We start from the raw sequence: 26235 nt of genomic DNA, 5'->3' as shown, positions 1-26235 counted from the left end.
GGGAGCCTTCGTGCCGGACGATGCGCCGTGGCGCAACCTCGCCGCACGAGTTGCCTCTGAACCCGCCGCGCCCAGGTCTGAGGACCAGCAGCCGGCGCTCTCGCGGCACATCGCCTTCCGCAGCGCATGGCAGGCCCGAAGGGTGGTGTTGTCGACCTCGCGCTGGCGGTCCTCGGCACCGTCTTCGGCAGCGTCTTCGGCAGCGACAACGAGTCGGGCTTCGAGCATCCGACCAGCACAGGTGAGGTGGAGGCGAACAGTGCGCCACCTGTCATCGGGGACAGCGCGCAGGATTCCTGCGCCGATGGTCTCGAGCGCGGCCTGTGCCTGCTCGGTCAGCAGCGGTGCGGTCATCTAAGTCGACCAGAAGGTCGCTTTCATCCTCGCCCCGAGAAACGAGTACCCCAACCTGTCCGAGGCGGCCAGGCCACCAGGCGTGCTGTTACCTCAGCCTGACGCCTTCGACGGGTGCCAGTCAGGGATGTTCGCAGGGTCACGCGGAAACTCTGCGTGGTCGTTCACCAACAACTCGGGTTCAATGTTTCCGTCGAACGGCGCATTGTCATAGTCGAACTCTGACTCCAGACTGCCGCTGCGATCCACCGTGAACCGAGCGTTGTACCAAGTGCCCGTACCGGCTTGGTGCATTGCGTCACGGAGATCCCCGCACGCGTCAAGCGCATCGTGGTCGAGACCACGGGATTGGTCGACCTCGCCGTCAGGGCTCACGACCCGGAGGTCGGCCTCCACCATTCCACCCGCGCCGGTGAGGGAAAGCTCGATACGTCGCCAGTCCGCTACTGACTGCACGGCGCGAAGCATGCCTTGCCCGACCGCCTGAATGAGGTCCTGGGTCTCGGGGGTCATTCGTCCTCGCTTCGTGGTGTATTCGTGATCTTGACGTCGCGACGCCGCGACGTTCCGGACTGGTACCGCACGTACAACGCCTGGGGCCGCCGGTCATCGCCAACGTACGCAAGCTCGATCTCTACCTCGACATGGTCACCTGCCTCGATCGCGTCCTCCCATCGACGCTCCAACTGACGGAACTGGCCGAGGTTGACGCCGAGAGCCTCCATCGGCACCAGGTTGACCTTCTGTCCCGGGCCTTTGAAGATCCTCGCGAACAGATGACCCGCGTGGTCACCTTCCAGCTTGCCCTCGAGAGTGCGCTGAGCGTGCTCGGATCGAGGATGTTCCAGGTCGATGATGCTCAGCGTGGTGGTCGCCTTGACAACACGGCCATGCTCGTCGGTCTCGTACCGGAACCGGCCGTCGACGATGACCGTGGCGTTGGGCTGTGGCTTGTTCAGTTGGCGCACGTGCGTGGGGTCCGACGACGACAGTTCGACAACGGTCCGGCTGCTGCCATCGACCGCCATCTCGTCGGCGGTGACCTCCGCTGAGCCGGCGGCCGGATCACCGCCCGTCGGATCACCGCCGACGGCACCGGCCGGAACAGTGCCCGGGGCACCGCCCGGGGCACCGCCTCGGAGCCGGTCCATGGCGGCGTCGATCTCGCGCTTCACAGCAGCGGTGATCGGGCCTGAGTGCCGGATGGTGGTGAGTGACTTGTCGAGGTCCTCGATGGCCAGGCCGAGGGTGCGGCCTGGTCGTACACCGCCGACATCGGCGATCGTGTCGTGCGAGCGGCGAGCATCGGCGTGGGCCGCGGCCAGCGCCGTCTCGGCCGACTCGATGGCGGCTTTAGCCTCGGCGAGGACGCGGAGGGCTTCGTCGACGTCGCCGCTCATGGGCCGCTCACAGTTGGTGTCCCCACTCGGAGGCGCGGCGGCCGGCGTCGTCGATCACCTGGGAGGTCTTGCCCAGCGTGATGCTGAGACGCTGCACGCCCGCGGCTGCTGCCTTCAGCTGCGGGTTGTAACTGCCCAGGGTCGCGCTCGACAGCAAGGCGTGCGCCCTGTCGAGGTCGCCGGTGGCGGTCGCCAGGCTGTCCGAGGCCTTCGCGGCGTCGTCCTTGGCTGCGTCCAGTCGGATCCGGATCTGTACGACGATGCTGGCCACCCGAGAACCCTTCGGAGAAAGACACCGAACCGGACAACCCGTGACCCTACCCGGCCGCCCCGGGGGCGAGGTCTGCAGGGATTGTCTAGGGGCATGAATGCTGGCGGCGTTCGGGTCGTGAATGCCAGAAGCGGGTGCGGCGCTCGGTGTGGTTGTGTGATCGCGAATGTTGGAGCACCTGACCTCAACACCGATCTCGGGCGGTCTAGAAGGGACTGGCTATCGGATGGCGGTGTTGGCCACGTGGCCCGCCGCGGGAGTGTTCGTGCTCGGGCGCGGAGCTCTCACGCCGAGCAAGCTGGGGATCTGGCAATCTTCAACGGAGGTGTCCTGGATGGCCGTTCCCGTTCGTCAGTGGGTGAGAGCGGGAGACTGCCCGCGTGAGAGTTGGAGTCCAGATGAGTCAGTACCTGCTGTCGGTGTACGCGTCGACGGATGGCGCGGTTGAGGGTGCACCGCAGACACCGGAGGAGATGCAGTCGTTCATGGCCCGGGTGATGGCGCTGGAGGAGGAGATGGATGCCGCCGGGGCCTTCGCGTTCGGCGGGGCGCTGCACGGGCCCGACGCGGCCACAGTTGTCAGCGGTGGCACCGGCCTGGACAAGGTGATCACCGACGGACCGTTCGTGGAGGCCAAGGAGCACATCGGTGGGTTCTACGTCATCAGCGCCGAGGATCTCGACGGCGCGCTAGCTTGGGCGGAGAAGGTCGTGGAGGCCACCAACCACGCGATCGAGGTGCGGCCGTTCCGGGGCACCGGTCGTCTGAAGGACCAGGTCGGTCACTGATCGATTGGGCCAGATGGAGGACATCGAGCGCGCGTTCCGCGAGGCGCACGGCCCGGCCGTGGCCACGCTGGTGCGCGTCTTCGGCGACATCTCACTCGCCGAAGACGCGGTCCAGGAGGCGTTCGCCGCCGCGGTCGAGCGGTGGCCGCGGGACGGCATGCCCGACAACCCGGCCGGCTGGATCGTCAGGACCGCCCGTAATGCGGCGGTGGATGTCGTGCGACGCGACGCGCGGGGCAGGGAGCTGGTCGCGCAGGCGGCCCGCGAGCATGACGAGGCTGTGACAGTGGCGGACGTGACCCTTGCCGAGGAGGACGACGTCTCATTGCGCGACGACCAGCTGCGACTGATCTTCACCTGCTGCCACCCGGCGCTCTGTGTGGAGCATCAGGTGGCCCTCACGCTGCGCCTTGTTGCCGGTCTTAACCCTGGGGAGGTGGCTCGCGCCTTCCTGGTGAGCGAGGCAACGATGGCCAAGCGGCTGGTGCGGGCCAGGTACAAGATCAAGGCAGCGCACATCCCCTACCGGGTACCGGGCGACGGCGAGCTGCCGGCGCGGCTGCGTCCGGTTCTCTCGGTGCTGTACCTGGTCTACAACACCGGCTCAGACGACCGCGAGGGGCGTACCGCGCTGCGTACCGAGGCGATCAGGCTCGCGCGCACACTGGCCACCTTGATGCCCGACGAGCCAGAGGTGCTGGGGCTACTGGCGCTGATGCTGCTCAACGAGGCCCGTCTACCTGCACGGGGGCCGGAGGTCACGCTCCTGCGCGACCAGGACCGCTCCCGGTGGAACCGCCCACTGATCCGCGAGGGACACGACCTCGCCGTCGCGGCCCTGCGTCACCCGCGTCCAGGTCCGTTCGCGTTGCAGGCCGCCATCCAGGGCGCCCACTGCGCGGCCGCGACGTTCCAGGACACCGACTGGCCGGCGATCCTGCGGCTCTACGACCGACTGGTCTCGGTGATGCCCACACCAGTGGTGAGGTTGAACCGGGCGATCGTGGTCGCCGAGGTCGACGGCCCCGCGGCAGCACTGTCGCTGGTAGAGGCGATCATGCCTGAGCTCGCCGGCTACTACCTGCTGCACGCCACGCGCGCGTCTCTGCTGGAGCGACTGGGACGCATCGAGGAGGCACAGGACGCCTACCGCCGCGCCGGCGAGCTCGCGCCGAGCGCAGCCGAGACCCGGTTCCTGGTAGCGAAGCAGACCGCGATGAACAAGTTCGCCGCCGATTGAGCAAGCGAGACCGTCACCGCTCCGGACGCCGTAGTCGTTCGCGGTTGCGCGCAGGACTGCCGGACGCATCCGTGGCCAGGGACCCATCGTCACCATCTGGCGCCGGTGCAGGGTACGAGCGACACCAAGATCCGCGACTGACGAATACCAGCCACCGGGGCTGTGACACCACCGTCCAGACCACCAGCTGCCGAGGTTCACGCCCACCTTCACGCGGTCGCCGACACGGCGACCCGGCCTAGTGCTGTCCGCGGCCATCCTGACCCAGCGCTAACCCTGCCGCCCGCCCCAGGCCAGCCACGTGAGCGCTTACAGACGGTTCGCCTTCTGCTTCACGCCATATGCCCGGGCTACACCTATCGTCGGTCCGACGATCGGGTAGGTGACATCAGCTGCTCTGCTATCGCACCCACCCCAGTGACGGTCAGGGCGATTGCGATGAGCAGTAGTCCAATGTGTCAACGACGGGTAAGGACTGACCGCCGAGGTCCTCACCCTCACCGGCGACTCCTACCGCACCCGCGCCCGCCGAACTACTCGCCAAGGACCGAGACAAGTAGACCGACCACGGGGTCAATTCCAATCCGTCGCTAGGGGTCAGTCCCAACCCGCCGTTGACAGCACGGCCGGGTGTCTGGCGAATCGCGCCGGCAGGCGGTATGCCTAGGTCTGAACTGGATGTTCACGAGCAGAGGAAGGCCCACGGGTGGCACGACCAAGGCTCGACCTCGGCCGTTGTCTGTGAAGCAGATCCTCGGGGAAGCGACATATGACTGACAACCAGGACATCGATCCACGCCCTGTAGTCGACGTACGGCTTGTGCGCCTCGGTCAGGCGTACGACGTCGTCGTGTGCTACCCGGGAAAGCCGGCGCGCACGATTCGAGTTAACTCGCGATCGCTGTACGACGTCACAGACGCCGCGGTCGACGCGATCGAAGAGGTTCGCTCCCATGAGCAGGTCATGGTCACCTGGACGCTGGAAGGTGCGCGGGACAAGCCGGAGCCGATCTTGATCGACCGTGTCGGAAAAACTCCGCTGCCCTCGAATCTGCCGCTCTGGGGGCGCAACTAGACCGGCACCATCTGCGTGCCCAGCTGCAGCAGGTGCAAGGCCGATCGTGACGCAGACTGCGCCGCGTATCGCGAGTACCTTCCCGCCCGCGAGTTGGCCGTCATGGCACGGCACGCGCGCGCGGTCCGCGCCGAACGCCGTGGTGAACCACGTTTCGCTCGACAACCGAGGCCAGAGCAACTGACGAGCAACTGCTCAACGCCTTGAACGACGAGCTCAGTACGCATGACCAGGGGCGCGAATCACTCCCGGCTCGGCCGGTCTGGCTGCCCACGGGCATCTGACGTACCGCATCGGTTGCGCCGACCAGCACGCCTACCGAGCTCGCGCTCGGCGACGGGCGTGAGTTCACGAAGGAGCAGCTGCTGCAGGTGCTGCGACACGGACAGCCGGGCGGCAGCATCACCAACACGGGGCTGATCCACCAGAATCCGACCGGCTCCACCGTCCATAGCCTGGCGGGATCTTCTGGCGCGCTGCGCCGTGCCAGATCGGTTCGAGTAGGGTGCCCGAAACATCCCTATTGCTCGGCTATCGACCCGAGGTGAACCATGGACAGCGAACTACAGCCGCCGGCCCGACGTGACGTGAAGGCGATGACCGAGACCCTCGTGTCGCTGGCGGAAAAGGATCGCGTCTCGGCGCTGCTACGCGACGACCTGTACGGGGTCTTCAGCGTCCGCGGATCGGTCGTGCGGTCGGCCACCCTGGGCTCCTTCATGGTGGGCTCCTGGCTCATTGAGTCGAAGATGAAGCCGGACAAGGACCTTCTCAGGTTGACCGTCCTCGCCGAGGAACCCATCGAGGCAACCGACGGCCCAATTGTCCAAGCCACAGAGGTCCGGCATGGCGACCTCGTCGACGCGACGTTCTCGCAAGGACCCCACGGCACATTCTCAGTCCGCGGGCACGTCGTCGAGACCAACGACGGCAGCATGGCACTGGTTGGGCGATGGATCATCGCCTATCGGCACACCGCGAACCACCGGCTGCTGGAGTTGCGCCGGTCAGCGGTGTCCTATCCGACGCAGCCGCCCGCCAAGATCACACGGTGGCGAGACTCACCCGAAGCCAGCGGCTGACCTCGTGGCTGACCCGGTGGCTGACCTCCCGCACCCGCCCGGCGACATCGCGGGTTCAGGCACTCCAACCAGCGCTGACTCCCCCACACTCGCGCCGACCGCTGGCACACAAGACCTAACGGCCAGGAGACGGACTTGGAATGCGGTCCTGGTCCGCGTTGAGGAGGAGCCCGAGGTCATTGAGTGGCATGTCCATTTTGGGCCGACGCAGCCGGACGCTCGCTGTCTACAGCGAACGTGTCTCGCGCTGGCTTCAGTCGTCGATGCCGGCCAGGCACTGGCCTACTGCCTTGCCGAGGACCTGGACAAAGACCCTGACTGCGAGAGCTACACAATCGTGTGGGCGATCGGCGATCTGGAGCCGTGGGACCCGCAACCAGCAGTCCCTGCATGGCTTCTTGACCTGTTCCTGCCGGTCGAGATCATGTCGGACGGCACCGTTACGCCTCCGCTTGCAGAACCCGACTACCAGGACTGGCCGTGCGATGCGTTCCGCGATGGCTCCGGCGGAAGCCAGCGCTGCGGCCTTCCCGCGCTGTTCGAGATCACGCGCGTCGCAGACATGTCGATCCCCGTCTGCGCCAGCCATCTCGGACCCGTCCTCGCCTACGCACCGACGGTGGAGTGGCCACTGACCCGTTGGTCGAGCATCGAGTGGATCGGACCTGGAACCCGCCCCCCAAACGCCTACTCACCGGAGGAAGCCGATGCAGCCACCCGGCGGTTCCTCGGCGTCGAGGATCCTCCGTCGGCACCGGACCCGTACTCAGCGGGCATTCCAGCGCGGTACGACGGGACGTGCGCGTGCTGCCAGGGGCGCATCGAGGTGGGCAACACGATCTTTGTCGGCGTGAAGACCAGCGCCAGGAAGGCGCTGTGGGTCTGCCAGACCTGTCACGACACCGGGGCGGCGCAGCGCCACTTCTTTCCTGGCGCCAGCGATCAGCACCGCTCAGGCAAATCACCTAAGACTCGCGATGACGGGCTGGACAACTGAGGCGCCGCCCCGGTGCAAGCGGCGATCACCTCCGCCGATCAGCTCACCAGAACGCGGCTGCTCGCAGCCGGCCCGGGGTGGGCGTCACTTCGATCCGCCCCAATCTGGCCTCCACCTCAGCGATACGTGGCCACGACGTAGCGCAGGGCACACGTGTGGGACGCGAATGAGACGCTCGTGGCGCACCCAAGCGACCCGCGATGGACACACACGAGCCCTTCCAGGTGTTCAAATTGGTCTCACGTGTGTCTCGGACACGAAGGGGACGCGGGTGTGGCCTCTCTCGCGTCCATCGCAAGGCGCTTCCGCGTCTCTCCCGATTCCCTTCGAGGGCGCGCTTGGGGCTCACCGGCGCCCCCGCTGGACACGAGCCCGGGGCACGCGGCGGGCTCGGCACCCTGCTCCACAGCCAGACCGGGATAGCGCCGACAACGGCGTTGGCTGGTCTTCGCTCCGCTCTCGCCGGGTGGATTAACACCTGCGATCCGCTCCGGGCCGCGGGTCGCCTGCGCCCGGCCGAGCTCCGGCGCGGGGTCCACGCTCTCATGCCTTGTCCGGGGTCCATGGGGGCGGAGCCCCCTGGCAAGCACCTCCCCATCGACGGGCGAGCGGAGCGAGCGATGTTTACGGGGAGGATTGCTTGCTGTCTCGCCGTACCCCTGCTTCTTTCTTGGGGTACGGCTGTATTTTGGACCTAACCCGATCGGTTATTTCTCAACCGATGAAACGAGGGCCGCGAAGCGGATTCTCGTGAATCGATGTTGGCGAACCGAGGCGGGTGTTTCTGAGGATGAGCGCAGCGAAGGAGCAGGTGCGGGCGGCGAAGAGCGCCGTCGTGGCGGCGCGTTTGACGCCCGAGCAGGCGGATCGGCTGGACGAAGTCCGGGCCGAGGAGCCTGCCCTGCCGACGAGGTCGGCGGCTGTCCGGAGGCTCATCGACCGCCTTGGCGAAGCCGACGGGTCTACCGGCGGGTCTACCGGAGATGATTCGGGCCGTCAGATCTCGCCCGACGACGTGGCTGCGGTGCTGGCTGCGCTCGACGCCAGGACGCGCGCGTACAACGAGATGGCCAAGCAGTTGCGGGCCATCGGCACCCAGAACAACGAGCTGGTGAAGCTGGGCCATCAGCAGGTGAGGTTCGGCCGTCTGGGCGTGATCCCGGTCGAGGCGGTCCAGCACGTCGAACGGCGTGTGGCATCGGGGCTGGACCACCTGGTCGAGCTCGCCGAGCAGGACGCGCACGTCGAGGCGGTGGTGCGTGCATGCCGACCGTGAAGATCATCAAGTCCGACAGCGCCAGGAACCTGGACGACTATCTCGGGCGCGAGAAGCCCGGCAGCGGCCTGCCTCGCGTTCTCTACGTGTACGGCCAGCGCTGCCGCCCGGAGACCGCCAAGGCCGAGTTCAAGGCGTTACGGGTCGAACACGGCCAGCACAACGCGATGCGGACCGTGCCCGCGACCTACGTCGAGCCCGGGCACCCGCGGGCCGGCGGTACCGAGCAAGCGGCCGGCGGTGGCGGGCCCACCCACATCAAGGTCGGCAAGAACTGGCGTGCCGCCAAGGCTGGCGAGGCTGCCACCCACGTGCGCATCGAGCCCGAGGTCGCTCAGGTGAAGCGATCCGAGGTCAACCACATCGTCGTTTCGTTCGGCCTGCACGAGGTGCAACCCGACGATCCTGAGGCCACGCAGAAGGCGTTCGAGTGGGTGGTGGCCCACTGGACCAACCAGCGCCCGGGCGTGCAGGCGAAGTTCGTCGCTCATGGCGACGCCACAGGAAGCCAGCGTGCCATCGAGCAGGGTGAGGGCGGGAAGTTCCACGTTCACGTGATGGAGAACTGCACCATCCACACGGCAATGAAGCTGGAGGGTCGTGTCTACGAGCCGGGCATGCGCACAGCCGGTCCGCTCACCGACATCGACCGGATCCGCGAGCGCAGTGACCTGTTCCTCGACACCGATGGCGCGGCGCGCGGTCTGGGGCCTCAGGTGCTCCCGGCACCGCGGAGCCCCGAAGCCAAGGCCGTGCGTCACACCCAGCACGACCACCACTCCCGCGAGCGCGGGGAGGTCTCCGACCAGGACTACACGCGGTGGGCCGTCGAGACCGGGCTGGACAACCTGGCACAGGACCCCGCGAAGGTGGCACGGCTTTCGGTCAGCGAGCGCAAGGAGCTCCTCGCCGAACAGGTGCGGTCTTCGGCCGGGATCAGGCTGAAGCTGGCCCGTCGCAAGGATGGCACCGTCCGGCTCCGATCGTACGAGCTGCCGGACCGCGCGAAGCCGCTGACGGGCAAGCAGCTCGGCGAGAGGTACTCCGACCAGGGTCTCGGCGAGCAGCTGGAGCTTGTCGCACAGGGTGAGTGGCAGCCGTACCGGCGATCCGTCGGCGGCCCTGCGAGGACGATCGAGGCGCTCGGGGCCGAGGCCGTCACCGAGCTGCGGTCGACGGTCCACGAGATGGACGCCACCGAGGCCGCGGCGCAGGCCGTCGAGAAGACGGCCGCCGCCGAGTACGCCGCCGCGGTGTCCACCCCCGGGCACCCGGTTCGCGTGGAGCTGATCGGGAGAGCTCACCGCGAGATCGCCGACCCTGAGGCCGTGCTGACCACCGACCTGGCGACCGACGCCGAGCTCTACACCCTCGCCGTGGTCGACGGTGCAGGCGCACTGGACCGCGACGTGATGCGTTCCGAAGCCATGTCCGAAGACCTGATCGCGCAGATCGCGCAGGCCCGCGAGGAGATCGACAACGGAGCCACCGCCCTGAGCGCCGAGGAAGCGCGGGTTCTCGTGGCGGTGCGGTCCCACTGGGCGTCGGCCCCGGCACCGGCCTCGACACCGGCCCCGACGCCAGCCCCGAAACCGGTTCCTACCTCACCCTCACCCGCACCCGCACCCGCACCCGCACCCGCACCGGCACCGGCGCAGGCGCAGGCACCGGCGCAGGCGCCTGAGCCGAAGCCGGACCCCAAGCCGGATCCCGTTGTCGGCCTCACCCACGAGCAGCGCCTGGCGCTGCTCAAAGTGAAGTGGGTCGGGGATGAGGATTACGGCCAGTGGCTCGGCGACATCGCGGCGATGCGCACCGCCGGCGTGGAGCTGCGGGCTGCCCTTGCTCTGAACTCGTGGTTCGAGACCGAGACCGGCCGCGCGGCGTTCGACGCCGACCAGGCCCGCATCGCGCAACAGGCCACGCAAGAGGCCACACTCAAGACGCTTCGAGCTGCCTTCGACGACCTCGGCGTACGTCTTGCCGACTTCCTCTTCGCTGCGGACGACTCCGAGGCGTTCATCCAGGCGGCCCGCGACGACGCCCCGGCCGGATGGGTCACGATGCGGGGCTACTGGTCCCTCGTGCTCGAAAGTCACGACCTGATCGCTCAGTATGTCTCGGAGGCCTCCGTTGACGATCAGGCCGAGGTCCTCAAGGAAGGCATCGCAGTCATCGATCGACAGCTGGAAGCGGGCCTGGAGTTCCAGCAGCAGGCCGAGCGTCAGCTCCGCGGCTAGGACGGTGGGAGTGGACGCCGTCTGCCGGTGTGGGATCTGACACCGGTGCAGGTTGGTAGGGGATGGCGCCGGTGAGCATCGACACCGCGTGGCAGCGTTAGGGTTTCGCGGTGCGGTACATAGCGCAGACCCGGATCGCGGAGGATCTCGAGACCTACAGTGCTTCGATGGAGATCCCGGTCGTGATCGCAGCCCCTGACGGTGGCGCCCTTGACGGGGTCGGCCCGGTCGAAGTCGTCGAGGTGCTCTTGATCCGGGGGCCGAGGCGCCGGCGAGCCGGCGTCGTCACGGCCGCATCGGCTCAGTACCGCGAACATCCCGAAGTGCGACTCACTGACGCCCAGCTCGATGAGGCGCTCGCACGCTGCGGGTTCGAGCGAGCAATGTTTGGTGGCAGTTGGTCGAAGGGACAGGTGAAGGTCGTGTGGTGAGGGCCGATGGCGCGTGCCCGCGCTACGCGCTGACCTGCCTGGTGGTCCGTGCTTGGCGCAGGCGGGGCCTCCCGCCACAGGAGCCTGCAGGGGCCGAGACCAGGTCCTACGAAAACGGACCTCACGCAGGAGTGTCGGCTATACCGGCGGCCGGTCCGCGAACCTGCCCGACCCGTCGCATTCCTCGCAGCCGAACGGCTGCGGGGCGCTGCCGGCGATGCCCGGCGGGGCCTTGATCTCGCCGCTGACCCAGCCGTCACCATTGCAGGCCGGGCACCGACGTCCCGAGGTGTCTTCGTTCACCCTGCGTCCTCTCGTCCGGCCGGCATCGACGTACGCCAGTCCCATCTCACCATGAAGCCGTCCCGCCACGCGGTGCCCATGTGAACCGAGGGTGGGGTTACCCACGCTGACATGTCGGCGGCGGCCAGTACGGTCCAACCTCAAGCGGACGCTGGGCAGGACAGGCGGAATGTGGTCTCGACAACCTCCGCCTGGTGTTAGTGGCTCACGCCTGGAGGGCTCGAACCCGCTCGAACTGGGCGGTGAACTCCTCGACCCGCGCGGTGCGCTGCTTCCATAAGACGGCGAGCCAGCGTAATGCGATGGTGCGCCTGGCAGCATCGAACCGCGCGCGGTTGCCTGGGGTGACGCCTAGGACGGCCTCGGCGCTGTTCCAGGTTTCGTCGGAAACGGCCCGGGCGCTGATGTGCTCGACGTGGTCGGCGGCATCGACAGCTACGTCGGAGTATCCGCTGAACTCGAAGTCCGTGACGTAGGTGTTCGACCCGTCGTGGAGCCAGTTGAGCAAGTTCGCGTCACCGCGGGAGAAGACCGGCTCTGCCGGTTCCGCGAGCAGCTCGGCGTCGCCGCTGACCTCCCAGCAGCGCAGTAGCGCGAGCATGTTCGGCGTCTGGGGATCCTCGGCAGCGTCGGTGAGCTGGCGGGGCCAGACCTCGGTGAGCCGGGTGACGTAGTGAGTGATGGAGTCGACCCGCTCCAGATCGGCCAGCGGTGCGGTAAGCGGTAGGGCTTGCAGAGCGCAGGTGGTCTCGGCCAGGGACTTCATGGCCGGGGCTGGGTCAACGGCGTCGAGAATCGGAGAACCTGGCAGAAGCGTCATCCCGAGGGCCGGCTGTTGCGGGTGCTCGTCGAGCCACAGCGGTTTCGGTGCGCATCGCAAGCCGGCGGCATGCGTCAGGCCGAGCCACTCACGTTCGACGCGCTGCCGGTCGTGGTTCTTGTACAGCTTGATGCAGATCGATGTGTCGCCCTTGGCCCAGGCGAGGACGTCGTTGTTGCGGCCACCGCCAAGGGACCGCAGCCCATACTCCTGGTGCGCGGTCATCAGTGCATCGGGACCGGCGATCCGCGCGATGCGCAAAGCAGTGAGCATGTCGGTGGGAACGGCGAGCGCGTCATTACTGGGCAACCTGGTCCTCCAGTGCCTCGGCATGCCTATCGCCTCGCTGGTCCAGCATCATCGCGACGATCGTGGGCGCCGACGCTGAGCTCATTGCGGCTCCATCGCCGCCATGCTTGGTGATGACCGGGAACTGGCGGTTTAGGCGTTCGCAACGCTCGCCTCGAGTACGAACCGATGCCATCGCACCGAACGCATGACCGACTCGACTGCGGCGGACCGTACGTAACCGGCTGCGGTGATCTGCTCGAGCATCTGCTCGCGGAGTACGTCGGCGCTGGTGTCGGCGCGAGCCGTAGCGCCAACCTTGGGCCGGTCGACGCTGGCGATGTCGGCCATCGGCGGGTGCGGCAGGTTCATCGGTTCCTCTCGTGCGTGGTGGCCGGGACGGTGGAGGCGGCATGCCGGGCCGACGGGTGAGCGGGCTCGCCTGCCTGGGCTATGCCAGTTGCTGTGGTTGTGTGTGGACCTGTTGGGTGATCACTGCCTCGGCGGTGTCGAGTGCACGGTCGAGCGTGGCGCGGAGTTCTTGGGTCAGGCTTCGGCTGCGAAGGCCGCAGGAGGCAACGAGTTCGGTGAGGCAGTCGACCTGCTGCGCGGTGGCTCGGCCGAGACATCCGGGGTGAGCGAGGACATCTCGGGCCGCGTAGCCGTCGTTGGCGGCGTCGCGGAGCAGATGCTTGACGAGCTGTCCGTAGTCGGGGTTGTCGGCGCCGAGGCCGTCGATCAGAGTGAGACCCAACCGCGTACGGAAGACGGCGAGTCCGGTCTGGCCGGGTCCTAGCGCATGGTGGGCGGTGAGCGCAGCGGTTGCCAGGTCGGCTGGGACGCTGTCGGCCACGTGTAGGTGGAGGCTGGCGGTCACGGCGTTCTCCCACGGCTCGCCAGGTTGGGTCGTGTCGAGCATCTGGCGGGCCAAGTGGTGACGGCCCGCGATCGCGTGGGCGATGACGGTGACTTGTCGGCCGTCAAGCATGCGTTCGCCGACTCCTTGGTGACGCTGCACGTGGGCCAGGGCTTTGGACCAGTGGCCGGCGGCGATCAGCGCGCGGGCACCGTCGGCGAGGATGACCCGCCAGAGCCATTGGCGTACCTCGTCACGGTCGACCGAGGTGGCGGTCAGGTCATCCGGCACCATGACGCCGTCGACGGTGGCTCGGGTGCCGGATGAAACGGCGTCGTAGAGGCCGATCAGGATGTCGTATCCCTGGTCGCCGCGGTTCGCTCGGATGTGCAATCGGGCCAGGTTGACCAAGGGTTCAAGGCCTCGGATCGCGTCCATGCCGGATAGAGGCTCACCGGGGCTCAGGTAGAGGTTCGCGTGCCGGTGACACCATTCCCGCGCAAGCTGTGGCACGTCCAGGTCGGATGCCAAGAGGGCCGCCTGGTTGAAGACGCTCGAGGCCGTTCCCGGGGATACATCGCCGCGCTGCGCTGATGCCGCGAGGTCGGAGAGATCGGCAACACGGCGTCGGAGAGGTAAGCAGGCCGGCCGTGACCGTGGAATGAGTGGGAAGCGTTGAACTGTCGGGCCGAGGGGGTCCGAGGTGAGGGTGTCCATGTGTCTCCTCGCGGTGGAGCCAAACTGCTGCAAGGGTTTGCGGCACCACCGGTTCCCGGCACCGGGTGTTGGCCGGGCGATTGGAGCCGGTGGTGCTTCGCCTGTGCGGTGGCCTATTGCCAGTCGATGACCAGTCGGTTCAGTGGAGTGGCGAAGCTGAAGCGGCCAGCAGCCGGGGTGGGTGGCGCGGTATCGAGCGCGGTGAGCTCGAATCGGGCTTCGCGGCCGCGGTAGTCGCGGTCCCAGGTCTGCATTGACTCGGTGACGCGCCGCGCCAGGTCGTCGCTGCCAGGACCGTGCGCGACCACTCCGAACTCCCACAGCTTTCCACCGTCGGCAGTGCGCCGATCTGACAGGCGCCGGGTGAGGTAGGTGAGAGCGCCCTTGTCGACCACTGCGGTGGAACTGGAGTAGGGCTGGTCGACCAGGGCCGTGCCGACGGCGTCGCTGCTGAACGGCATCCGGTTGAGGCCGTCGGGCAGGGTGCACGTCAGCCACAGCTCCATCCACTCCGGCGACTCCATGGCCTGGTAATAGACCTCGGCCCAGGTCACGGTGCGGGGCTGGTCGACGACGCCGTCGAGGGCATCGGGATCGATTGTCTGCTCGCTGTGGGTGCGCAGGTGCACAGAGCCGTTGGCCGCAAGCGGGATCAGGTGACGGTGGTCGTCGGCGACGCCGTCGCGCAGTGGCATGAAGGTGTTCATCTCACTACCGACCGAGACCCACGCGCCGTTGTGGTGCTCGTAGCTGATCGAGCGGGACACGCCGCCACGAAGGCGTTGCGGCACCAGCAGCCGGCCACCAGGGGCGAGCTGGTCAAGCCACGCATGCGGGACACCGTGGGCACCGACCGTGGCGATGATCCGGTCGTACGGGCCGGCATCGGGATAGCCGAGCGCGCCGTCGCTCTGCACGACGGTGACGTTGTCGGTTCCGGCGGCGGACAGGTGTGCGCGGGCGTTGGTGACAAGGTCGTCGTCGACGTCGATCGTGGTGACGTGACCGCTGGGTCCGGTCAGGTGGGCGAGCAGTCCGGCGTTGTAGCCGGTGCCTGCGCCGAGCTCGAGGACGTTGTGACCGGGCTCGACCTGGAGCTGTTCGAGCATCAGGCCGACGATGCCCGGTTGTGAGGCGCAGCTGATCGATGCTCCGTCGTCGGCGTGCTTGATGTCGACCGTCGAGTTGGCGTAGGCCTGTTCGAGGGACGCTCCGGGTACGAACAGGTGCCGGGGCACGGTCTGCATGGCTTGTTTGATGGCAGGCGTGCGAACACGGCCCTCGGCTACCACCTTGTCGACCAGGGCTTGGCGCAGGCTGTCGGCAGTGCTCTCACTGGCCGTGTCACTCGTCGTGTCACTCGTCGTGTCTCTGGTCGTGTCGCTGTTCACCCGGCCGACGCTAGTGGTCCCGCTGTCTGCTCGGACCGAGGACACGTCGCTGTGGTTGGTTCCCATGATTGCTTCTCTCGCTAGTGCTGACATGGTGCTTTGATCCGCTAGGGACAGTCCCGCGCGGTTGGCGTGGAAGATCAGATGATGTGCTGTGACGGCCCGGAGGCCTCTGGTCAGGTGGCCGCTGCTGGCCAGCTCACCCAGGGTTGTTCCGGCCTTCTCGAACGCGGTCACCCAGGCGTGGTGTCCGGCGAGCGGATTGCCGGGTCGGCACAGTCCGCGGGCGTCGATCCTCATCAGCCGGCGCATCGCTGCGCTCAGGTCTGCGGCACGGCACGTCGAGACGGCGGTTGGCGGTGGACGTAGCTCTGTGACCTTGTGCCAGACGTCGCCTTGTTCGTAGGTGTCCAGTCCGGCCGCCCGCATCATGGCGCTGCTGAGCAGCACCATGGTCTCCTTGGCTCCCAGCGCGTGGTCGTAGGTGAGTAGGTGACGGCTGTCGTGATGGAAGAGGGTGTGGGCCGCAGCCATGGCCGCTTCGCCACCGAAGGCGTAGGTTTCGGGCTCGTAGATGCTGCGGGACCAGCCTGTGATCCGTCCGGTGGCCGCCAGGCCGTCGAGGAGTTCGTCGAGACCGGTGGGATCGCAAATGAGGTCGCCAATGAGGTCTGTGGTGGGGTTGGTGGCGGCAAGGTAGCGAAGGCGCCAGGGCTGCTTGTTCAGGTACCACCAACCGTGGAGATGTCCCTCGGTGGTCGCGGCGATCAGGGCCGGGGCGATGACGTCGGCGATGATGCGATCCGCGGTTGCTCTGTCGGGGAAGCTGATGGTGGCCTGCTTCCAGTGGCTGAGTGGCAGCTGGCTGGATGGCATCTGGCTGGGTGGCATCGGTCCTCCTTGGTGATCTCGGACGAGGTGGTCATCAGACGAGTAGGCAGGTGTCCCAGCCGGATCTGGGGTTGGCGCCGCGGCTGGCGGCCAGGACGCACAGGGCAATGCCGGCCGCGCCGTCCAGCAGTCCGGGTCCGGCCTGCGGGTCCGCGATGAGGGTCGCGGTGATGGTCTGGTGGTCACTATCGGGCGGTGCGACGGCGTCGAGCAGGGTCGGCAACAGCTGACGCAGTCGGTGAGCGGTGGCTGGGCCCGCGTCGTCGGCCATTCGGGTGGCCACGTACGCAAGGCCCGCGTACCCGTGGCACAGGGAGCGGTCGGTCACTGCCGCGAGCTGGGCTGGATCGGTCAAAGCCTCGATGACTGCCGTCTCGGCCGCGTGCTGGCGGCGCGTGTCGCCCAGGGCCAGGCCTGCGAGCTGCTGGGCCCTGCCAGTTCCGGCGGTGCCGTAGCACCACGAAGGGCGCAGCGGCGGAGAAGTGCGCCGACGGCCGCGGCGAAGCTCGGACCGGGTCAGCAGATACGGCCAGGCAGGGTCGCTAGCGGTTCCGGCGCGCCAGCGGTCCAGCCATGCGCAGATCGTCTTCATGGCGTCGACTTGTCCATCGACTACCTGGGCTCGCAAGGTTGCCGACGACAGCAGGCTCAGCACGCCGGTGATGCCGTGGGCGATGCCATTGTTGGCGTGGCCGCCACGGAAGCGGTCGTCTGGGCGTCCGGAAGGCCCGGTGGGTGTCCACCAGCCGGGGAGCACTTCGGAGCCGTCGGTGATCGGTGCGGTGAGGCGGACCAGGTACTCCAGTACCGCGCGGAGTTCCTCGCTGTCTGGGTGGCGCCGCAGCAGGTGAGTGCCGTAGCCGGTCAGCCCGCGTAGGGCGTCGAACTCGGCCAGTGTCACCAGCCGTCCGCGGTCGATGCGCCGGTGAGCAGCCGACAGCCGGGTTCTGACGTCGCCAGCGACGCTGGCGGCGACCTTGTCATGGGCACGCTGGTAGGAGTCCGGTAGCTGATCGGCAGCGCTGGCAGCGGCGTGCGCGAAGGCCGGAGCCCCGTAGAAGGGGTGGCTGTCGGCGCCGCTGGTCAGGCCACCGCGTGCCGAGGCGGTGATCCAGTCGTGGGCACGCTGCCAGGGTCGACGCCCGGTGGCGGCGAGCTCGACGTGCAGCAAGGCGATCCCGGGGATGCCGTGGGCCAGTGACTGCCGCCACCCTGGCGCGCGGGAGGCGTTGCCTGGGACGGTGTCGGGATGTGCCAGCTGGTCGGCGATCACTTCGGCTAGGCGGGCGGCGGGATGCGGCATCACTCGGGCCTGCCGTTGGTGCGGGCCGTCCAGGCGAGCGCGGCTGCGCGGGCCAGGTAGAGGCAGATCGCTTCTTCGGCGAAGTCGACGGCGACAGCGCGCACGAAGTGGACGTGCAGCAGTGATCCCAGGACGTCGTCGGGATCGATTCCTTCGTCTGCGCCTGGCAGCAGGTCGCGGTAGTGAACGAGGGCGGCGTCGCGGCCGGCCCACGCCTGCACGATCGCGGCGCCACCGGGCAGAGCACGCAACGCTGCCCTATTGTCGTTGGGGTTGGCAGCCTGGACGGCCTGGCTGAACTGCTCACGGGGAAGCGGCTCGGGTGCCGTTGCCGGGATGTTGTCGATGAGCCATTGCATGCCGGCGGTGACGCTGCCGGCAAAGGTGCACGCAATGGCGACGCTGTGCGCGGCGACCAGCGCACGTCGATGCGGTGTCGCGGGCTGTCGCAGTTGTGTGAGCAGCGCGCGCGAGTCAGCACCGAACACGTCCTCGGCCGCGTTCCATGCTCGTTCTGCGCCCCACCGGCCGGTCTCCGGGTACGAGGTGGAGTAGCGGACCTCACGCAGCAGACCTGCGTGGTGCAGTTGTTTTGACCATCTGCTGATCGTGGCGGCGACCTCGCCGAAGGCTTCCGGATCGGGTAGCGCGATTCTTACGCGAAGGTGCTGGTCCGGGTCACGGAACCGCACGAACCACCAAGGTGGTTGTCCAAGCTCGTCGAGGAGGTCGGGCAGGTGGCGGGCCAGGAGGGTGTCTTGGCGGCGGATGTCGCCGTACAGGCTTGCCAGCAGCACGCGGGAGGTGGCCGGCACTTGGCCCTGGTCGCGACCAATGACTCTGGCCGCGGTCGGTCGCGGAAGCCGCGGCCACGGTGGCGGCTCGACCGCCCTCATTGGGATCACGACTTCGTGCGCCCGGCCCTCGCACCAGCCCGCCTGTGCGGACGCCTCGGTCAGCACGGCCGCCGCGTTGTTGAGGTGCTCCCTGAGCAACACTCGATGCCCGGGCTGATCCAGGTCCAGAGCCAGCAGGCGATCCCCTTCGGTCAGGTACACGTGCTGCGGCGTCCGCCGGCTGGCTCGCCACTGGCCGAGTGCGTCGTCCCACTCGGTCTGCGGCGCCGACGTTCCGGGGAGATCTGTCGGTTCCAGTCGCCAGCGCGCAGGTGAAAGGACCGATCGTCCGTATCGCACACGCGGGAGGAACGGCAGTGTCCTGGCTGCTCCCCAGTCGAACATCGTCACCGCCGTGCACTGGGCACGGCTCAGTTCGATGAGGAGTCTCGCTACCGGCGGGGTGTGGGTACGCAGGTTCAGCGCGTGCATGGCGACGGCCTCGACCCGGTGGCCACGCCGAGGTGCGGCCAGATACATCCGCCGGCCGTCGCAGCCCACCGCCAGATCGTCGAGGGTCAGCGTCCGGTCATCAGCGCCACGGTGCTCCTCCAGGCTGATCGTCAGAGGAAGCATCTGGGGAGCTCGGGCCACGTGTGCGGTGTTGGGCTGTAACGGCGGGAACGACAGTTGCGCGGTCACCGTGTTGTCGTCCGCTCCCGGCAAATTGGCCAGCTCGGCAGCCATGTCGGCGCGGTCGGTCGGGTTCAGTACTCGCTGGAACCGGCCACTTCCTACCCCGGCGCCGCGCGACACGCTCACAATCTCGAGCCCAAAGCTGCCCTGCTGCAGCGCCTCGATACTGGCGGCGTTCACACGCACGCCAACCTCGAGGTGCGGTGGAAGCCGGACCGGGTCAGGTCCGGTCTGCAGCGACTCGATCAGCTCCTCGTCCAGGACTACTTCCTGGCGACCGTCGAGGACGGCTTTCTGCGCGAGCCGCAGCAGGGTCTCGTCGCGGCTCGACAACGGCGCGCGACGCTGCGGAGCCGTCGACCCGGGATAGCCGTCGGGGTAGCCGATTCCGCTGTCAGCAACGACGTCGAGGACCGGGACCATCGACCCGATTCCGAAGCGCTCGTAGAACCGCTGGTGATACGACTTCCACGCCGCTGCGCCGTAGGGCGCCGCACTCACACGGGCCAACGCAAGCGCGGCGCGCTCGGCCTCCCGCGCGACCTCTTCGGGGAGGACGACGTCAGCATCGAGTCGCAAGTCGACCGCGAGCGGGTGTTGCTCGACCTCGCTCACAGAGTGCATCTTCGCTACCAGCTCGTGTCGAGCCTGACGGGCTTCGTCACCGGTGCGCGTGCTGCACTCCGCCATCGCTGTGTGAATCGACCGCAACTTGCCGACCAACCCGGGCAGCGGACTGTCGGGGCTGTCCGGGGGCAGATGCTCGATCAGATGTGCCAGCGAGTCGGTCTGGGTCGCGGGCGCATGAAGCGCACTGATCAGGACCCGGCGCGAAACCAGCTCTGCGAGCAGCCCGCTGACCCTCGACTCGGATGCATCGGGAAAGTCTGCGCGGATCCGGTCTTCCAGATCACCCAGGCGAATCGGCGCCGTCGCCGCCGTGACAGCCGCTCGGAGCGGAGCGGTGTAGGCCATCGACACCTCCGCCGCGGCGGACCGCTTGTCCATCGACCGGGGGTGATGGGACTGGTAGGGCACGATCAGCCGGTCTCCGCGCACCATCAGGCAGCTGTTGGTCATCACAAGAACGTGTGCGAGCGCCTCAGGGCAGGTCTCGATCTTCGCGATCACGGCCGTGAGCCACTCTGCGGATGCGGCCACGACAGGCTGGTGACCAGTCCCCCACTCAACTCGAGCGTGTGAGCCGAACCTGGCGGCAGCCACTCCGGCGAACAGCCCGAACGGTGTGGCTCGATGCTGCGCACGCAGCAGATATCGGCACACCGACAAGCCCGCGCGGCGGACGTCGCGTGGTGAGGGGTTCGTAGCCGTGGTCAGGGCCTGGACCTTCCGTGCTAGGCCCGGGCTGGCGAGGCTCAACTCCTCGACGATCTCAGTGCGCTGCCACACCTGGCCCAACCAGCTGAGCTGCACGGCCGCACCGGCGATATCGGGGGTATCGCTGGCCAGGGCAGGCCAGGCCGGCAGATCCAGTTCGGGACGGGCAACAGCACGTAGCAGTGCGGTCTTGCCCGATCGGAACGCAGCGACGTTTGCTGACACCCTTTTGCCTTCCCTAGAAGTAGGACAACCTGACCGAAGGCCGGGCCGATGTCGCTGCAGCTCGCCGCAGCGACATCGGCCGACCCAGAGCGTGGGCGCCGCTAGGCGACGCCCGTGGTACACGCGCCGCAGGTGCTGCCGCAGTTGTCGTCGGTGATGTTCACCAAGCCGGCGGTGTCAGAGATCTCCAGCAGGGAAACGTCCAGGTCGAAGCCGCCCGATGCGAGACCTGGCTGGGTCAGCATGCTGTTGAAATTCACATCCATGGGTACCTCCTCTCGGTTGCTCGAAGGAACGACCGGTTGTCGGCCCGCGATCCGCCCCTTTGGGCGCAGCGGACAACAGCCGGAACACCGGCTCAGGGGGCGGCTGACCTCGCCGCCAGAACCGCCGTGCAGCGCGCCCGGCCAGCGGCCAGCGCCGGGGCTCCTACGCGACGCGCGGACGTGCATACGTGCCGCAGTTACGGTGGGCGCAGACCGGTACAGCGCAGGCAGGTTTCGTGTCGGCTGGTAGAGGTCCCCCCGGGTCAACTGCCGGCTCGCAGTCGGCGGCCCAGCGGCGATCAGGGTCTGCAGGTACAGGGTGAACCAGCCCGAGCCATCACGGCCAGGGAACTGGTCGCCAAGGAGGATCTGAAGGCAGTCGAGGGCTGCCTGCCACGTGTGGTGGGCGGGCAGGTGGACCTCGTGATACCAGCGCGTCCACACCAGATCCTGGATGAGCGAGTGCGGTTCGGTGTCGTGGGTGGCCTCGAAGACCGCGTGCGCGTCGAGCGCCGCACGCGCGGCGATGATGAGCTGCCATTCGCGGCGACCATCCTGGTTGCAAGCCGTCCGGTAGACGGCCTGGCCAGTCCCGGTGATCATGCGCTGGCCCTCTCGGACCCGCCGGTGTCCTGAGGCCCGACCGACCCATCCGCCTCGACGTCATCGGCCCGATAATCATTCAGCAACGCCTCGAGCTGCTCAGGGTCCTTGGCCAGAGCGGTCAGGTCGGCCGGGATCAGTCCGCCCCAGATGCCGTGCTTCTCGCCGCGACCGACCGCCAGGAGCAGGCACGCCGTACGCGCGGGGCACTGCGCCTTTCCGTTCTCGGCTCCCACGCGGCACTGCCGATCGGCGCGCGCCCGTGCCCGCCGAAGCCGATCCGGGTTTGGTGGCCGGTCCACGATGTTCGGCAGCCAGTGGTCCGGGTTGGCCTCCTCGCGGGCACACAGCCCGCGCGCAGCAACCACGTCCGTGGCAGCGATCTCCTCGCTCGGGCTCAGCATCCGGCTCGATGTCGTCATGACGGGGCTGTTCACCACTCCAGGTAGTAGGTCGGTGGGCATCTGGTGGTCGGCTGGCAAGGCGGAGCGGACGCGGACTTCGCTGTCGGGATGGGGTGTCAGCACGCCCGCTCCGCCGTCTGTGGGGCAGGTGGTCACCACCTGCAGGGGAAAGACTCGGGTCCGTCCCTCTTCGAGTCTTGGCCGGGAGGCAGGTACACGACCTCGGTGGCGCCGCTGTGGCCGTGGACGTGCAGGAGCGCCGAGAGCCCGCCCTCCCAGAAGGTGGTGGCGGCGTGCTCGCCGTGCCAGCGCAGCGAGACCGAACCGTCGGACCACACCACTCCCTCGGCGACCTCACCGGTGCCGCTGATCCCGCTGGGGTCCTGGTGGCGGATCAACACGAACGTGCGAGGCGCTCCGCGGCGGTCGGCTCGATTGCCCGGTCCGCCACCGGGTAGGCCGTTGGATCCGTTCCGGTTCGTTGATGCGCTCATCGGCTTGGCACCGCCTCATTGGTCACCCGGCCAGCGGTGAACCGGCGGCGCATCGTGGCCTCATAGTGCGCGGCGTCGGCCGGGTTGCCTTCGTACCTGATAACGACCTGTTGCCCGAACCACACGCGCACCTGACGCGCCGGCTCAGCGTGCGGGTCTGGGACGTGGATGGCGCGGTCAGCGCCGCGCCGACGTTGGATGGTCATGGCCGCCCCGCAGGAGTACACGCCATCAGCACCGGTACCCGGCCCGCCGGCCACTCGGACCGAACGATCGGATGGGCTGCCGCGGTCCCGGTGAGCCCGGCGAACTCTGCGAACTCAGTCAGCTCGGCGGCTGCGGCGTCGAACGCAGCCCGCGCGTCATCGGTCCACTCCACGATCACCGTGCTCAGCTCACGCCCTGCGCCGGCTACGAACACCGCCAGATCCGACACCGACTGCGCGAGATCGCGATCGGTGGTTCGGCTGTCGGCGCGGACATAGCCGAGCACCGGCTCGTAGGCCTGGTGACGCGTGGGCAGAGCAGCCGCGGCAGCGGCGTCTGCTGCCCGATCCGTCGTCGCTCGTGCGGCCCTCACGTCTGGGGCTCCTTCCAGGGAGCTGCGACCTTGAGATCGATCTGGGGAAGGGAGCCCCCGGTCCGTGCCCCTGCCCCGGCCCCATGAATGGAGGTGGGGCCGCCGGGCCGGGGGCTCCCGGTTGGAACGGCGAGACGGGCGTCGGTTCTCACCCGCAGCCGCGTGGTAGTCAGCGCGCCCGCCTCGCCGGTTTGAGGGATGGATGGTCCGTCAAGCGGGCACTGGGTGCGGACCGTCGAGGCCGCGCCGATCGCCACGACCCGGTGTGGGCCAGTCACGATCACCGCGACCGCTGCCTCTCCGATGGCGCTGGCAAGCAGCGCCTCGAAGGCTTCCGGCGTTCGGTCGACTCGTTCGACGTAGACGGTGCCGAGTGCATAGCCCTCGCCCTCGGCGTACGCAGCCATCGCGTGCGTCGCCTCGGCCACCTCGGTGTCGCTCATCGGCGCGTCCTCGCGGATGTAGCCCAACGCGACCGGTCGTGCGCCGTCGACAGCGTGGCGACTCGTGCTCATGGCGTCAGCTCCCACAGTCGCTCACTGGGTAGCGGCTGGATCGTGTCGCGCGCAGCGTGGTCGCCAGCGATCTCTTCATTGGTCACTCGAAGCCCGGCGAACCGACGACGCATGGCGTCCTCGTAACGAGCCGCCAGCTGAGGCGCAGCCTCGTACTCCGCGACCACATGCGACCCGAACCAGATGCGAACACAGCGCGTCAGGGCGACGGGACGAACTGACCGATTCAGGACCATGCCCCAACCCTGCAAGCGAGTCGGTGGCCGGCGCATACCAAGCTAGGTATGAGCGATATGCGTCAGAGGCATAGAACTTCGCCGACCCGGCGGGCGGGCAATAGCCTGTTCGGGTGGCTACCGGGCGATCTGCGCGAGCGCTGCCGCAGCGGTGTCGTTGCGGCGCGGGCCTTGCTCGCGATAACCGAACCGGCATGTGCGGTCCGTGCCGCCGCTCTCAACGAGGCGGGGACGCACCGGATCCGCCGGCAGACTTTTGGGATCATCAGCCGCTGGCCGCTGCCCTCGCGGACACCGACATGGGACTGGTGATCCGTGAGTATCGCCGACATCCGTGGCATGGTGACCAGCCGCTCCCGCAGGAGCGGATCGCTCGATGGGGAAGCGTCAGCCAAGGTCACCTCAGCCGCCTGGAGACCGGACGCGCGAAGATCACAGACCTGCCGCGGCTGATCGGGTGGGCGCGTGCACTGAAGGTTCCTGAGGATTTCCTCTGGTTTCGGGTTCCTCCACTGTCGGCTCGGACACCGCTCAATGCATCGCGCAGAAGGACATTGGCTCCAGCGCTGCTTGTGCAGCGCGTAGAGCCCCAGGTCGCCGCTCAGATCCGGTCACTGCTGCCCGGCTACTCAGCGACCGACAACCTAACCGGCCCCAAACCACTGCTCGGCGCGGTGCCCACGCACCTAACCCACGTGGAGCGACTACTCCCCAACACCGCGGGCCAAGTGCGGCGTGACCTTCTGCAAACCGCGGCGCGAGTGTCAGAGTTCGTCGGCTGGCTGTTCCAAGACGCAGGGGACCTTCAGGCGGCGACAAGCTACACGGACCGAGCGCTCAGGTACGGCCACGAGCTCGGCGATCCCACCCTGGTCGCCTATGCGCTGATGCGGCATTCCAACATCGCCAGCGATGGCCGCGATGGCGCACGTGCGCTCGGATTCGCCTCATCCGCGCTGCAGCATTGGGAGAGGCTGACTCCAGGGCTGCGGGCACTGATCTTGCGACAGCAAGCCTCCGGGCACACCCTGCTCCAGAATCTGTCGGCGACGAAAGACGCCATCGATCGAGGCTTGGAACAGGCCCACATCGCCTCGACATCCGGCGCAGAGGAGGCGGACGATCTGACCGGATACTGCACGCCCTCTTACCTGGAGATGGAGTCGGCCACGTGCCTCGTGCGGCTGGGCAGACCTGAGCCGGCCATCGACGCGCTCGAGCGTGGGCTGGCCGACTGGCGGCCCGAGTTCCGTCGAGATCTTGGCCTCTGCCTTGCACGGGCTGCGACCGCCTATTCCGTGGTCGGCGACAGAGACCACGCGCACGAAGCGGCCGAGGGCGCCCTCATCATCGCCTCGGAGACCAAGTCAGCGCGAACGATCCGCGAGCTGCGCGACGCGCAACGCGCCATGGCGACCAACGGCATGAAGGATCTCGGCCTAGAGGTAGGCAGGGATATCGATTCGATCCGCGCCGGACGATCCGACGCGGCACAAACAAGGAGCAGCATCCTTTGACCTGGATCACATCTGCGACCACGGCGAACTCGCGGGCGAGCAGCGGAACAGCAGTTCTGCCGATCGGAAGTTTCGAGCAACACGGCGATCACCTACCGCTGGCGACCGACACCATGATCGCCAGCGCGGTCGCACAGCGAGTCGCGGATGCCCACGAGCTGCTGCTCCTCCCACCCATCACGATCTCGTGCTCTCACGAGCACGCCGCCTGGCCCGGAACAGTCAGCATTAGCGCGACCACCCTCACGCTCATCGTCCAGGACATCCGCAGGTCCTTGGCGCTGAGCGGGATCGAACGACTCGTGCTGGTCAACGGCCATGGGGGCAACTACGTGCTCTCGAACATTGTTCAGCAGGGCAACGCCGAGTCCGAAGCACCGTGCATGGCGCTCTATCCAGGACGTGACGAGTGGACGACCGCCCGCGCTGCTGCGGGCATCTCGACAAGCAACTCATCGGACATGCACGCCGGCGAACTCGAGACGAGCATGCTGCTAGGCATCGCCCCCGACGTCGTACGCGACAGCTACCTAACAGCCGACCACACCGCGGACCACCGACCGCATCTACTCGTCCTCGGTGTTGGCGGGTACAGCACCAGCGGCGTCATCGGCCGGCCATCACTCGCCACGCCCGCGAAGGGCCATGCCGTCCTGAACAGCCTCACGGAACAGTTCGCCGGATTCCTCGACCTGCTCCTCCCTAGCGCGAACCCGCTGGCGTAGGAACAACAGCGGTGCTGGCCCCCCGCTGCGCACACCGACCAGATTGTCGGTGCACGGAACTATTGTCGGGCCTATCC

26 protein-coding genes are annotated in these 26235 nt (G+C 67.8%); 10 read left to right on the top strand and 16 right to left on the bottom strand.

All coding sequences use genetic code 11. From position 1 onward, the window contains the following. Positions 1 to 447: 447 nt before the first annotated feature. From DDV73_RS10225 to DDV73_RS10215, 3 genes are read right to left on the bottom strand one after another with little or no spacing between them, the layout of a single operon-like run. Positions 448 to 867, bottom strand: a complete 420-nt coding sequence (locus DDV73_RS10225) for an antitoxin YezG family protein (RefSeq protein ID WP_109507117.1) — start codon at positions 865 to 867, stop codon at positions 448 to 450. After that, positions 864 to 1754: a DNA/RNA non-specific endonuclease gene (locus DDV73_RS10220; RefSeq protein WP_109507116.1), complete on the bottom strand. Its 891-nt coding sequence runs from the start codon at positions 1752 to 1754 to the stop codon at positions 864 to 866. The genes DDV73_RS10225 and DDV73_RS10220 overlap by 4 nt, the downstream gene beginning before the upstream one ends. A 7-nt stretch (positions 1755 to 1761) precedes the next feature. Further along, on the bottom strand, positions 1762 to 2025 hold the full coding sequence (locus DDV73_RS10215) for a hypothetical protein (RefSeq protein WP_109507115.1): 264 nt from the start codon (positions 2023 to 2025) through the stop codon (positions 1762 to 1764). Between the two features lie 398 nt (positions 2026 to 2423). On the opposite strand from DDV73_RS10215, the gene DDV73_RS10210 reads away from it, so the two are divergent. The 8 genes from DDV73_RS10210 (at position 2424) to DDV73_RS10175 (ending at position 11154) form a co-directional block, all read left to right on the top strand. Next, a complete protein-coding gene (locus tag DDV73_RS10210; RefSeq protein ID WP_109507114.1) occupies positions 2424 to 2813 on the top strand; it encodes a YciI family protein in 390 nt (129 codons plus the stop codon). Between the two features lie 13 nt (positions 2814 to 2826). Continuing rightward, positions 2827 to 4053: an RNA polymerase sigma factor gene (locus DDV73_RS10205; RefSeq protein WP_109507113.1), complete on the top strand. Its 1227-nt coding sequence runs from the start codon at positions 2827 to 2829 to the stop codon at positions 4051 to 4053. Positions 4054 to 4822: 769 nt separating this feature from the next. Then, positions 4823 to 5128 carry a hypothetical protein gene (locus DDV73_RS10200; RefSeq protein WP_154402703.1) on the top strand — a complete coding sequence of 102 codons (306 nt, stop codon included), beginning with the start codon at positions 4823 to 4825 and terminating at the stop codon, positions 5126 to 5128. Between the two features lie 596 nt (positions 5129 to 5724). Then, positions 5725 to 6210 carry a hypothetical protein gene (locus tag DDV73_RS10195; protein WP_154402702.1) on the top strand — a complete coding sequence of 162 codons (486 nt, stop codon included), beginning with the start codon at positions 5725 to 5727 and terminating at the stop codon, positions 6208 to 6210. A gap of 16 nt (positions 6211 to 6226) precedes the next feature. Then, complete coding sequence (locus DDV73_RS10190; protein ID WP_154402701.1) at positions 6227 to 7207, top strand: hypothetical protein; 981 nt, start codon at positions 6227 to 6229, stop codon at positions 7205 to 7207. Between the two features lie 790 nt (positions 7208 to 7997). Beyond that, positions 7998 to 8483, top strand: a complete 486-nt coding sequence (locus tag DDV73_RS10185) for a hypothetical protein (protein ID WP_154402700.1) — start codon at positions 7998 to 8000, stop codon at positions 8481 to 8483. After that, positions 8471 to 10723: a hypothetical protein gene (locus DDV73_RS28690; RefSeq protein WP_109507108.1), complete on the top strand. Its 2253-nt coding sequence runs from the start codon at positions 8471 to 8473 to the stop codon at positions 10721 to 10723. The genes DDV73_RS10185 and DDV73_RS28690 overlap by 13 nt, the downstream gene beginning before the upstream one ends. 167 nt (positions 10724 to 10890) lie before the next feature. Then, positions 10891 to 11154 (top strand): hypothetical protein, encoded by a 264-nt coding sequence (locus DDV73_RS10175; RefSeq protein ID WP_154402699.1) that lies wholly within the window; start codon positions 10891 to 10893, stop codon positions 11152 to 11154. Positions 11155 to 11292: 138 nt separating this feature from the next. On the opposite strand, the gene DDV73_RS27865 is transcribed toward DDV73_RS10175, so the two are convergent. The 13 genes from DDV73_RS27865 to DDV73_RS10115 all read right to left on the bottom strand — a co-directional run bounded on the left by DDV73_RS27865 (position 11293) and on the right by DDV73_RS10115 (position 23680). Next, entirely contained in the window at positions 11293 to 11457 is a 165-nt protein-coding gene (locus tag DDV73_RS27865; RefSeq protein WP_154402698.1) for a hypothetical protein, read from the bottom strand. A 205-nt stretch (positions 11458 to 11662) separates the two neighbouring features. Continuing rightward, on the bottom strand, positions 11663 to 12538 hold the full coding sequence (locus DDV73_RS10170; RefSeq protein ID WP_240617211.1) for an aminoglycoside phosphotransferase family protein: 876 nt from the start codon (positions 12536 to 12538) through the stop codon (positions 11663 to 11665). Between the two features lie 180 nt (positions 12539 to 12718). Beyond that, the gene (locus tag DDV73_RS10165; protein ID WP_109507105.1) at positions 12719 to 12937 is read right to left on the bottom strand and encodes a hypothetical protein; all 219 of its coding nucleotides are present in this window, start codon (positions 12935 to 12937) and stop codon (positions 12719 to 12721) included. 79 nt (positions 12938 to 13016) lie between these two features. Then, positions 13017 to 13814: a hypothetical protein gene (locus DDV73_RS10160; protein WP_206050794.1), complete on the bottom strand. Its 798-nt coding sequence runs from the start codon at positions 13812 to 13814 to the stop codon at positions 13017 to 13019. Between the two features lie 437 nt (positions 13815 to 14251). After that, complete coding sequence (gene fxlM, locus DDV73_RS10155) at positions 14252 to 16420, bottom strand: methyltransferase, FxLD system (protein WP_206050793.1); 2169 nt, start codon at positions 16418 to 16420, stop codon at positions 14252 to 14254. A 34-nt stretch (positions 16421 to 16454) separates the two neighbouring features. Next, positions 16455 to 17723, bottom strand: a complete 1269-nt coding sequence (locus DDV73_RS10150) for a lanthionine synthetase C family protein (protein WP_109507103.1) — start codon at positions 17721 to 17723, stop codon at positions 16455 to 16457. Further along, entirely contained in the window at positions 17723 to 20818 is a 3096-nt protein-coding gene (locus DDV73_RS10145; RefSeq protein WP_206050792.1) for a lantibiotic dehydratase, read from the bottom strand. Before DDV73_RS10145 ends, DDV73_RS10150 begins: the two co-directional genes overlap by 1 nt. 101 nt (positions 20819 to 20919) lie before the next feature. After that, on the bottom strand, positions 20920 to 21687 hold the full coding sequence (locus DDV73_RS28685; RefSeq protein WP_206050791.1) for an FxLD family lanthipeptide: 768 nt from the start codon (positions 21685 to 21687) through the stop codon (positions 20920 to 20922). After that, on the bottom strand, positions 21684 to 22109 hold the full coding sequence (locus tag DDV73_RS10135; protein ID WP_154402697.1) for a WhiB family transcriptional regulator: 426 nt from the start codon (positions 22107 to 22109) through the stop codon (positions 21684 to 21686). The genes DDV73_RS28685 and DDV73_RS10135 overlap by 4 nt, the downstream gene beginning before the upstream one ends. 134 nt (positions 22110 to 22243) lie before the next feature. Further along, positions 22244 to 22492 carry a hypothetical protein gene (locus DDV73_RS10130; RefSeq protein ID WP_109507101.1) on the bottom strand — a complete coding sequence of 83 codons (249 nt, stop codon included), beginning with the start codon at positions 22490 to 22492 and terminating at the stop codon, positions 22244 to 22246. 89 nt (positions 22493 to 22581) lie between these two features. Next, complete coding sequence (locus tag DDV73_RS28410) at positions 22582 to 22791, bottom strand: hypothetical protein (protein WP_109507100.1); 210 nt, start codon at positions 22789 to 22791, stop codon at positions 22582 to 22584. Continuing rightward, positions 22788 to 23165, bottom strand: coding sequence for a hypothetical protein (locus tag DDV73_RS10120; RefSeq protein ID WP_154402696.1), 378 nt, complete (start codon positions 23163 to 23165; stop codon positions 22788 to 22790). Before DDV73_RS10120 ends, DDV73_RS28410 begins: the two co-directional genes overlap by 4 nt. Next, entirely contained in the window at positions 23162 to 23680 is a 519-nt protein-coding gene (locus tag DDV73_RS10115; RefSeq protein WP_161962347.1) for a hypothetical protein, read from the bottom strand. Before DDV73_RS10115 ends, DDV73_RS10120 begins: the two co-directional genes overlap by 4 nt. A gap of 535 nt (positions 23681 to 24215) precedes the next feature. Between DDV73_RS10115 and DDV73_RS10105 the strand changes: the two genes are divergently transcribed. Continuing rightward, positions 24216 to 25433: a helix-turn-helix domain-containing protein gene (locus DDV73_RS10105; protein ID WP_154402694.1), complete on the top strand. Its 1218-nt coding sequence runs from the start codon at positions 24216 to 24218 to the stop codon at positions 25431 to 25433. Further along, positions 25430 to 26158: a creatininase family protein gene (locus DDV73_RS10100; protein ID WP_109507095.1), complete on the top strand. Its 729-nt coding sequence runs from the start codon at positions 25430 to 25432 to the stop codon at positions 26156 to 26158. Before DDV73_RS10105 ends, DDV73_RS10100 begins: the two co-directional genes overlap by 4 nt. Positions 26159 to 26235 lie beyond the last annotated feature (77 nt).

This window comes from Nocardioides speluncae (assembly GCF_003121585.1).
GTDB classification, from domain to species: domain Bacteria; phylum Actinomycetota; class Actinomycetes; order Propionibacteriales; family Nocardioidaceae; genus Nocardioides; species Nocardioides speluncae.
This window is presented reverse-complemented; position numbering and strand designations above follow the sequence as displayed.

Excerpts from the sequence above, each read along its gene's own strand:
- DDV73_RS10225 (WP_109507117.1), bottom strand. The coding sequence starts at position 867 with ATGACCCCCGAGACCCAGGACCTCATTCAGGCGGTCGGGCAAGGCATG.
- DDV73_RS10220 (WP_109507116.1), bottom strand. The coding sequence starts at position 1,754 with ATGAGCGGCGACGTCGACGAAGCCCTCCGCGTCCTCGCCGAGGCTAAA.
- DDV73_RS10210 (WP_109507114.1), top strand. The coding sequence starts at position 2,424 with ATGAGTCAGTACCTGCTGTCGGTGTACGCGTCGACGGATGGCGCGGTT.
- DDV73_RS10205 (WP_109507113.1), top strand. The coding sequence starts at position 2,827 with ATGGAGGACATCGAGCGCGCGTTCCGCGAGGCGCACGGCCCGGCCGTG.
- DDV73_RS10200 (WP_154402703.1), top strand. The coding sequence starts at position 4,823 with ATGACTGACAACCAGGACATCGATCCACGCCCTGTAGTCGACGTACGG.
- DDV73_RS10195 (WP_154402702.1), top strand. The coding sequence starts at position 5,725 with ATGACCGAGACCCTCGTGTCGCTGGCGGAAAAGGATCGCGTCTCGGCG.
- DDV73_RS10185 (WP_154402700.1), top strand. The coding sequence starts at position 7,998 with ATGAGCGCAGCGAAGGAGCAGGTGCGGGCGGCGAAGAGCGCCGTCGTG.
- DDV73_RS28690 (WP_109507108.1), top strand. The coding sequence starts at position 8,471 with ATGCCGACCGTGAAGATCATCAAGTCCGACAGCGCCAGGAACCTGGAC.
- DDV73_RS10175 (WP_154402699.1), top strand. The coding sequence starts at position 10,891 with ATGGAGATCCCGGTCGTGATCGCAGCCCCTGACGGTGGCGCCCTTGAC.
- DDV73_RS10165 (WP_109507105.1), bottom strand. The coding sequence starts at position 12,937 with ATGAACCTGCCGCACCCGCCGATGGCCGACATCGCCAGCGTCGACCGG.
- fxlM (WP_206050793.1), bottom strand. The coding sequence starts at position 16,420 with ATGCCACCCAGCCAGATGCCATCCAGCCAGCTGCCACTCAGCCACTGG.
- DDV73_RS10150 (WP_109507103.1), bottom strand. The coding sequence starts at position 17,723 with ATGCCGCATCCCGCCGCCCGCCTAGCCGAAGTGATCGCCGACCAGCTG.
- DDV73_RS28685 (WP_206050791.1), bottom strand. The coding sequence starts at position 21,687 with ATGATCACCGGGACTGGCCAGGCCGTCTACCGGACGGCTTGCAACCAG.
- DDV73_RS10135 (WP_154402697.1), bottom strand. The coding sequence starts at position 22,109 with ATGACGACATCGAGCCGGATGCTGAGCCCGAGCGAGGAGATCGCTGCC.
- DDV73_RS28410 (WP_109507100.1), bottom strand. The coding sequence starts at position 22,791 with ATGACCATCCAACGTCGGCGCGGCGCTGACCGCGCCATCCACGTCCCA.
- DDV73_RS10115 (WP_161962347.1), bottom strand. The coding sequence starts at position 23,680 with ATGAGCACGAGTCGCCACGCTGTCGACGGCGCACGACCGGTCGCGTTG.
- DDV73_RS10105 (WP_154402694.1), top strand. The coding sequence starts at position 24,216 with ATGGGACTGGTGATCCGTGAGTATCGCCGACATCCGTGGCATGGTGAC.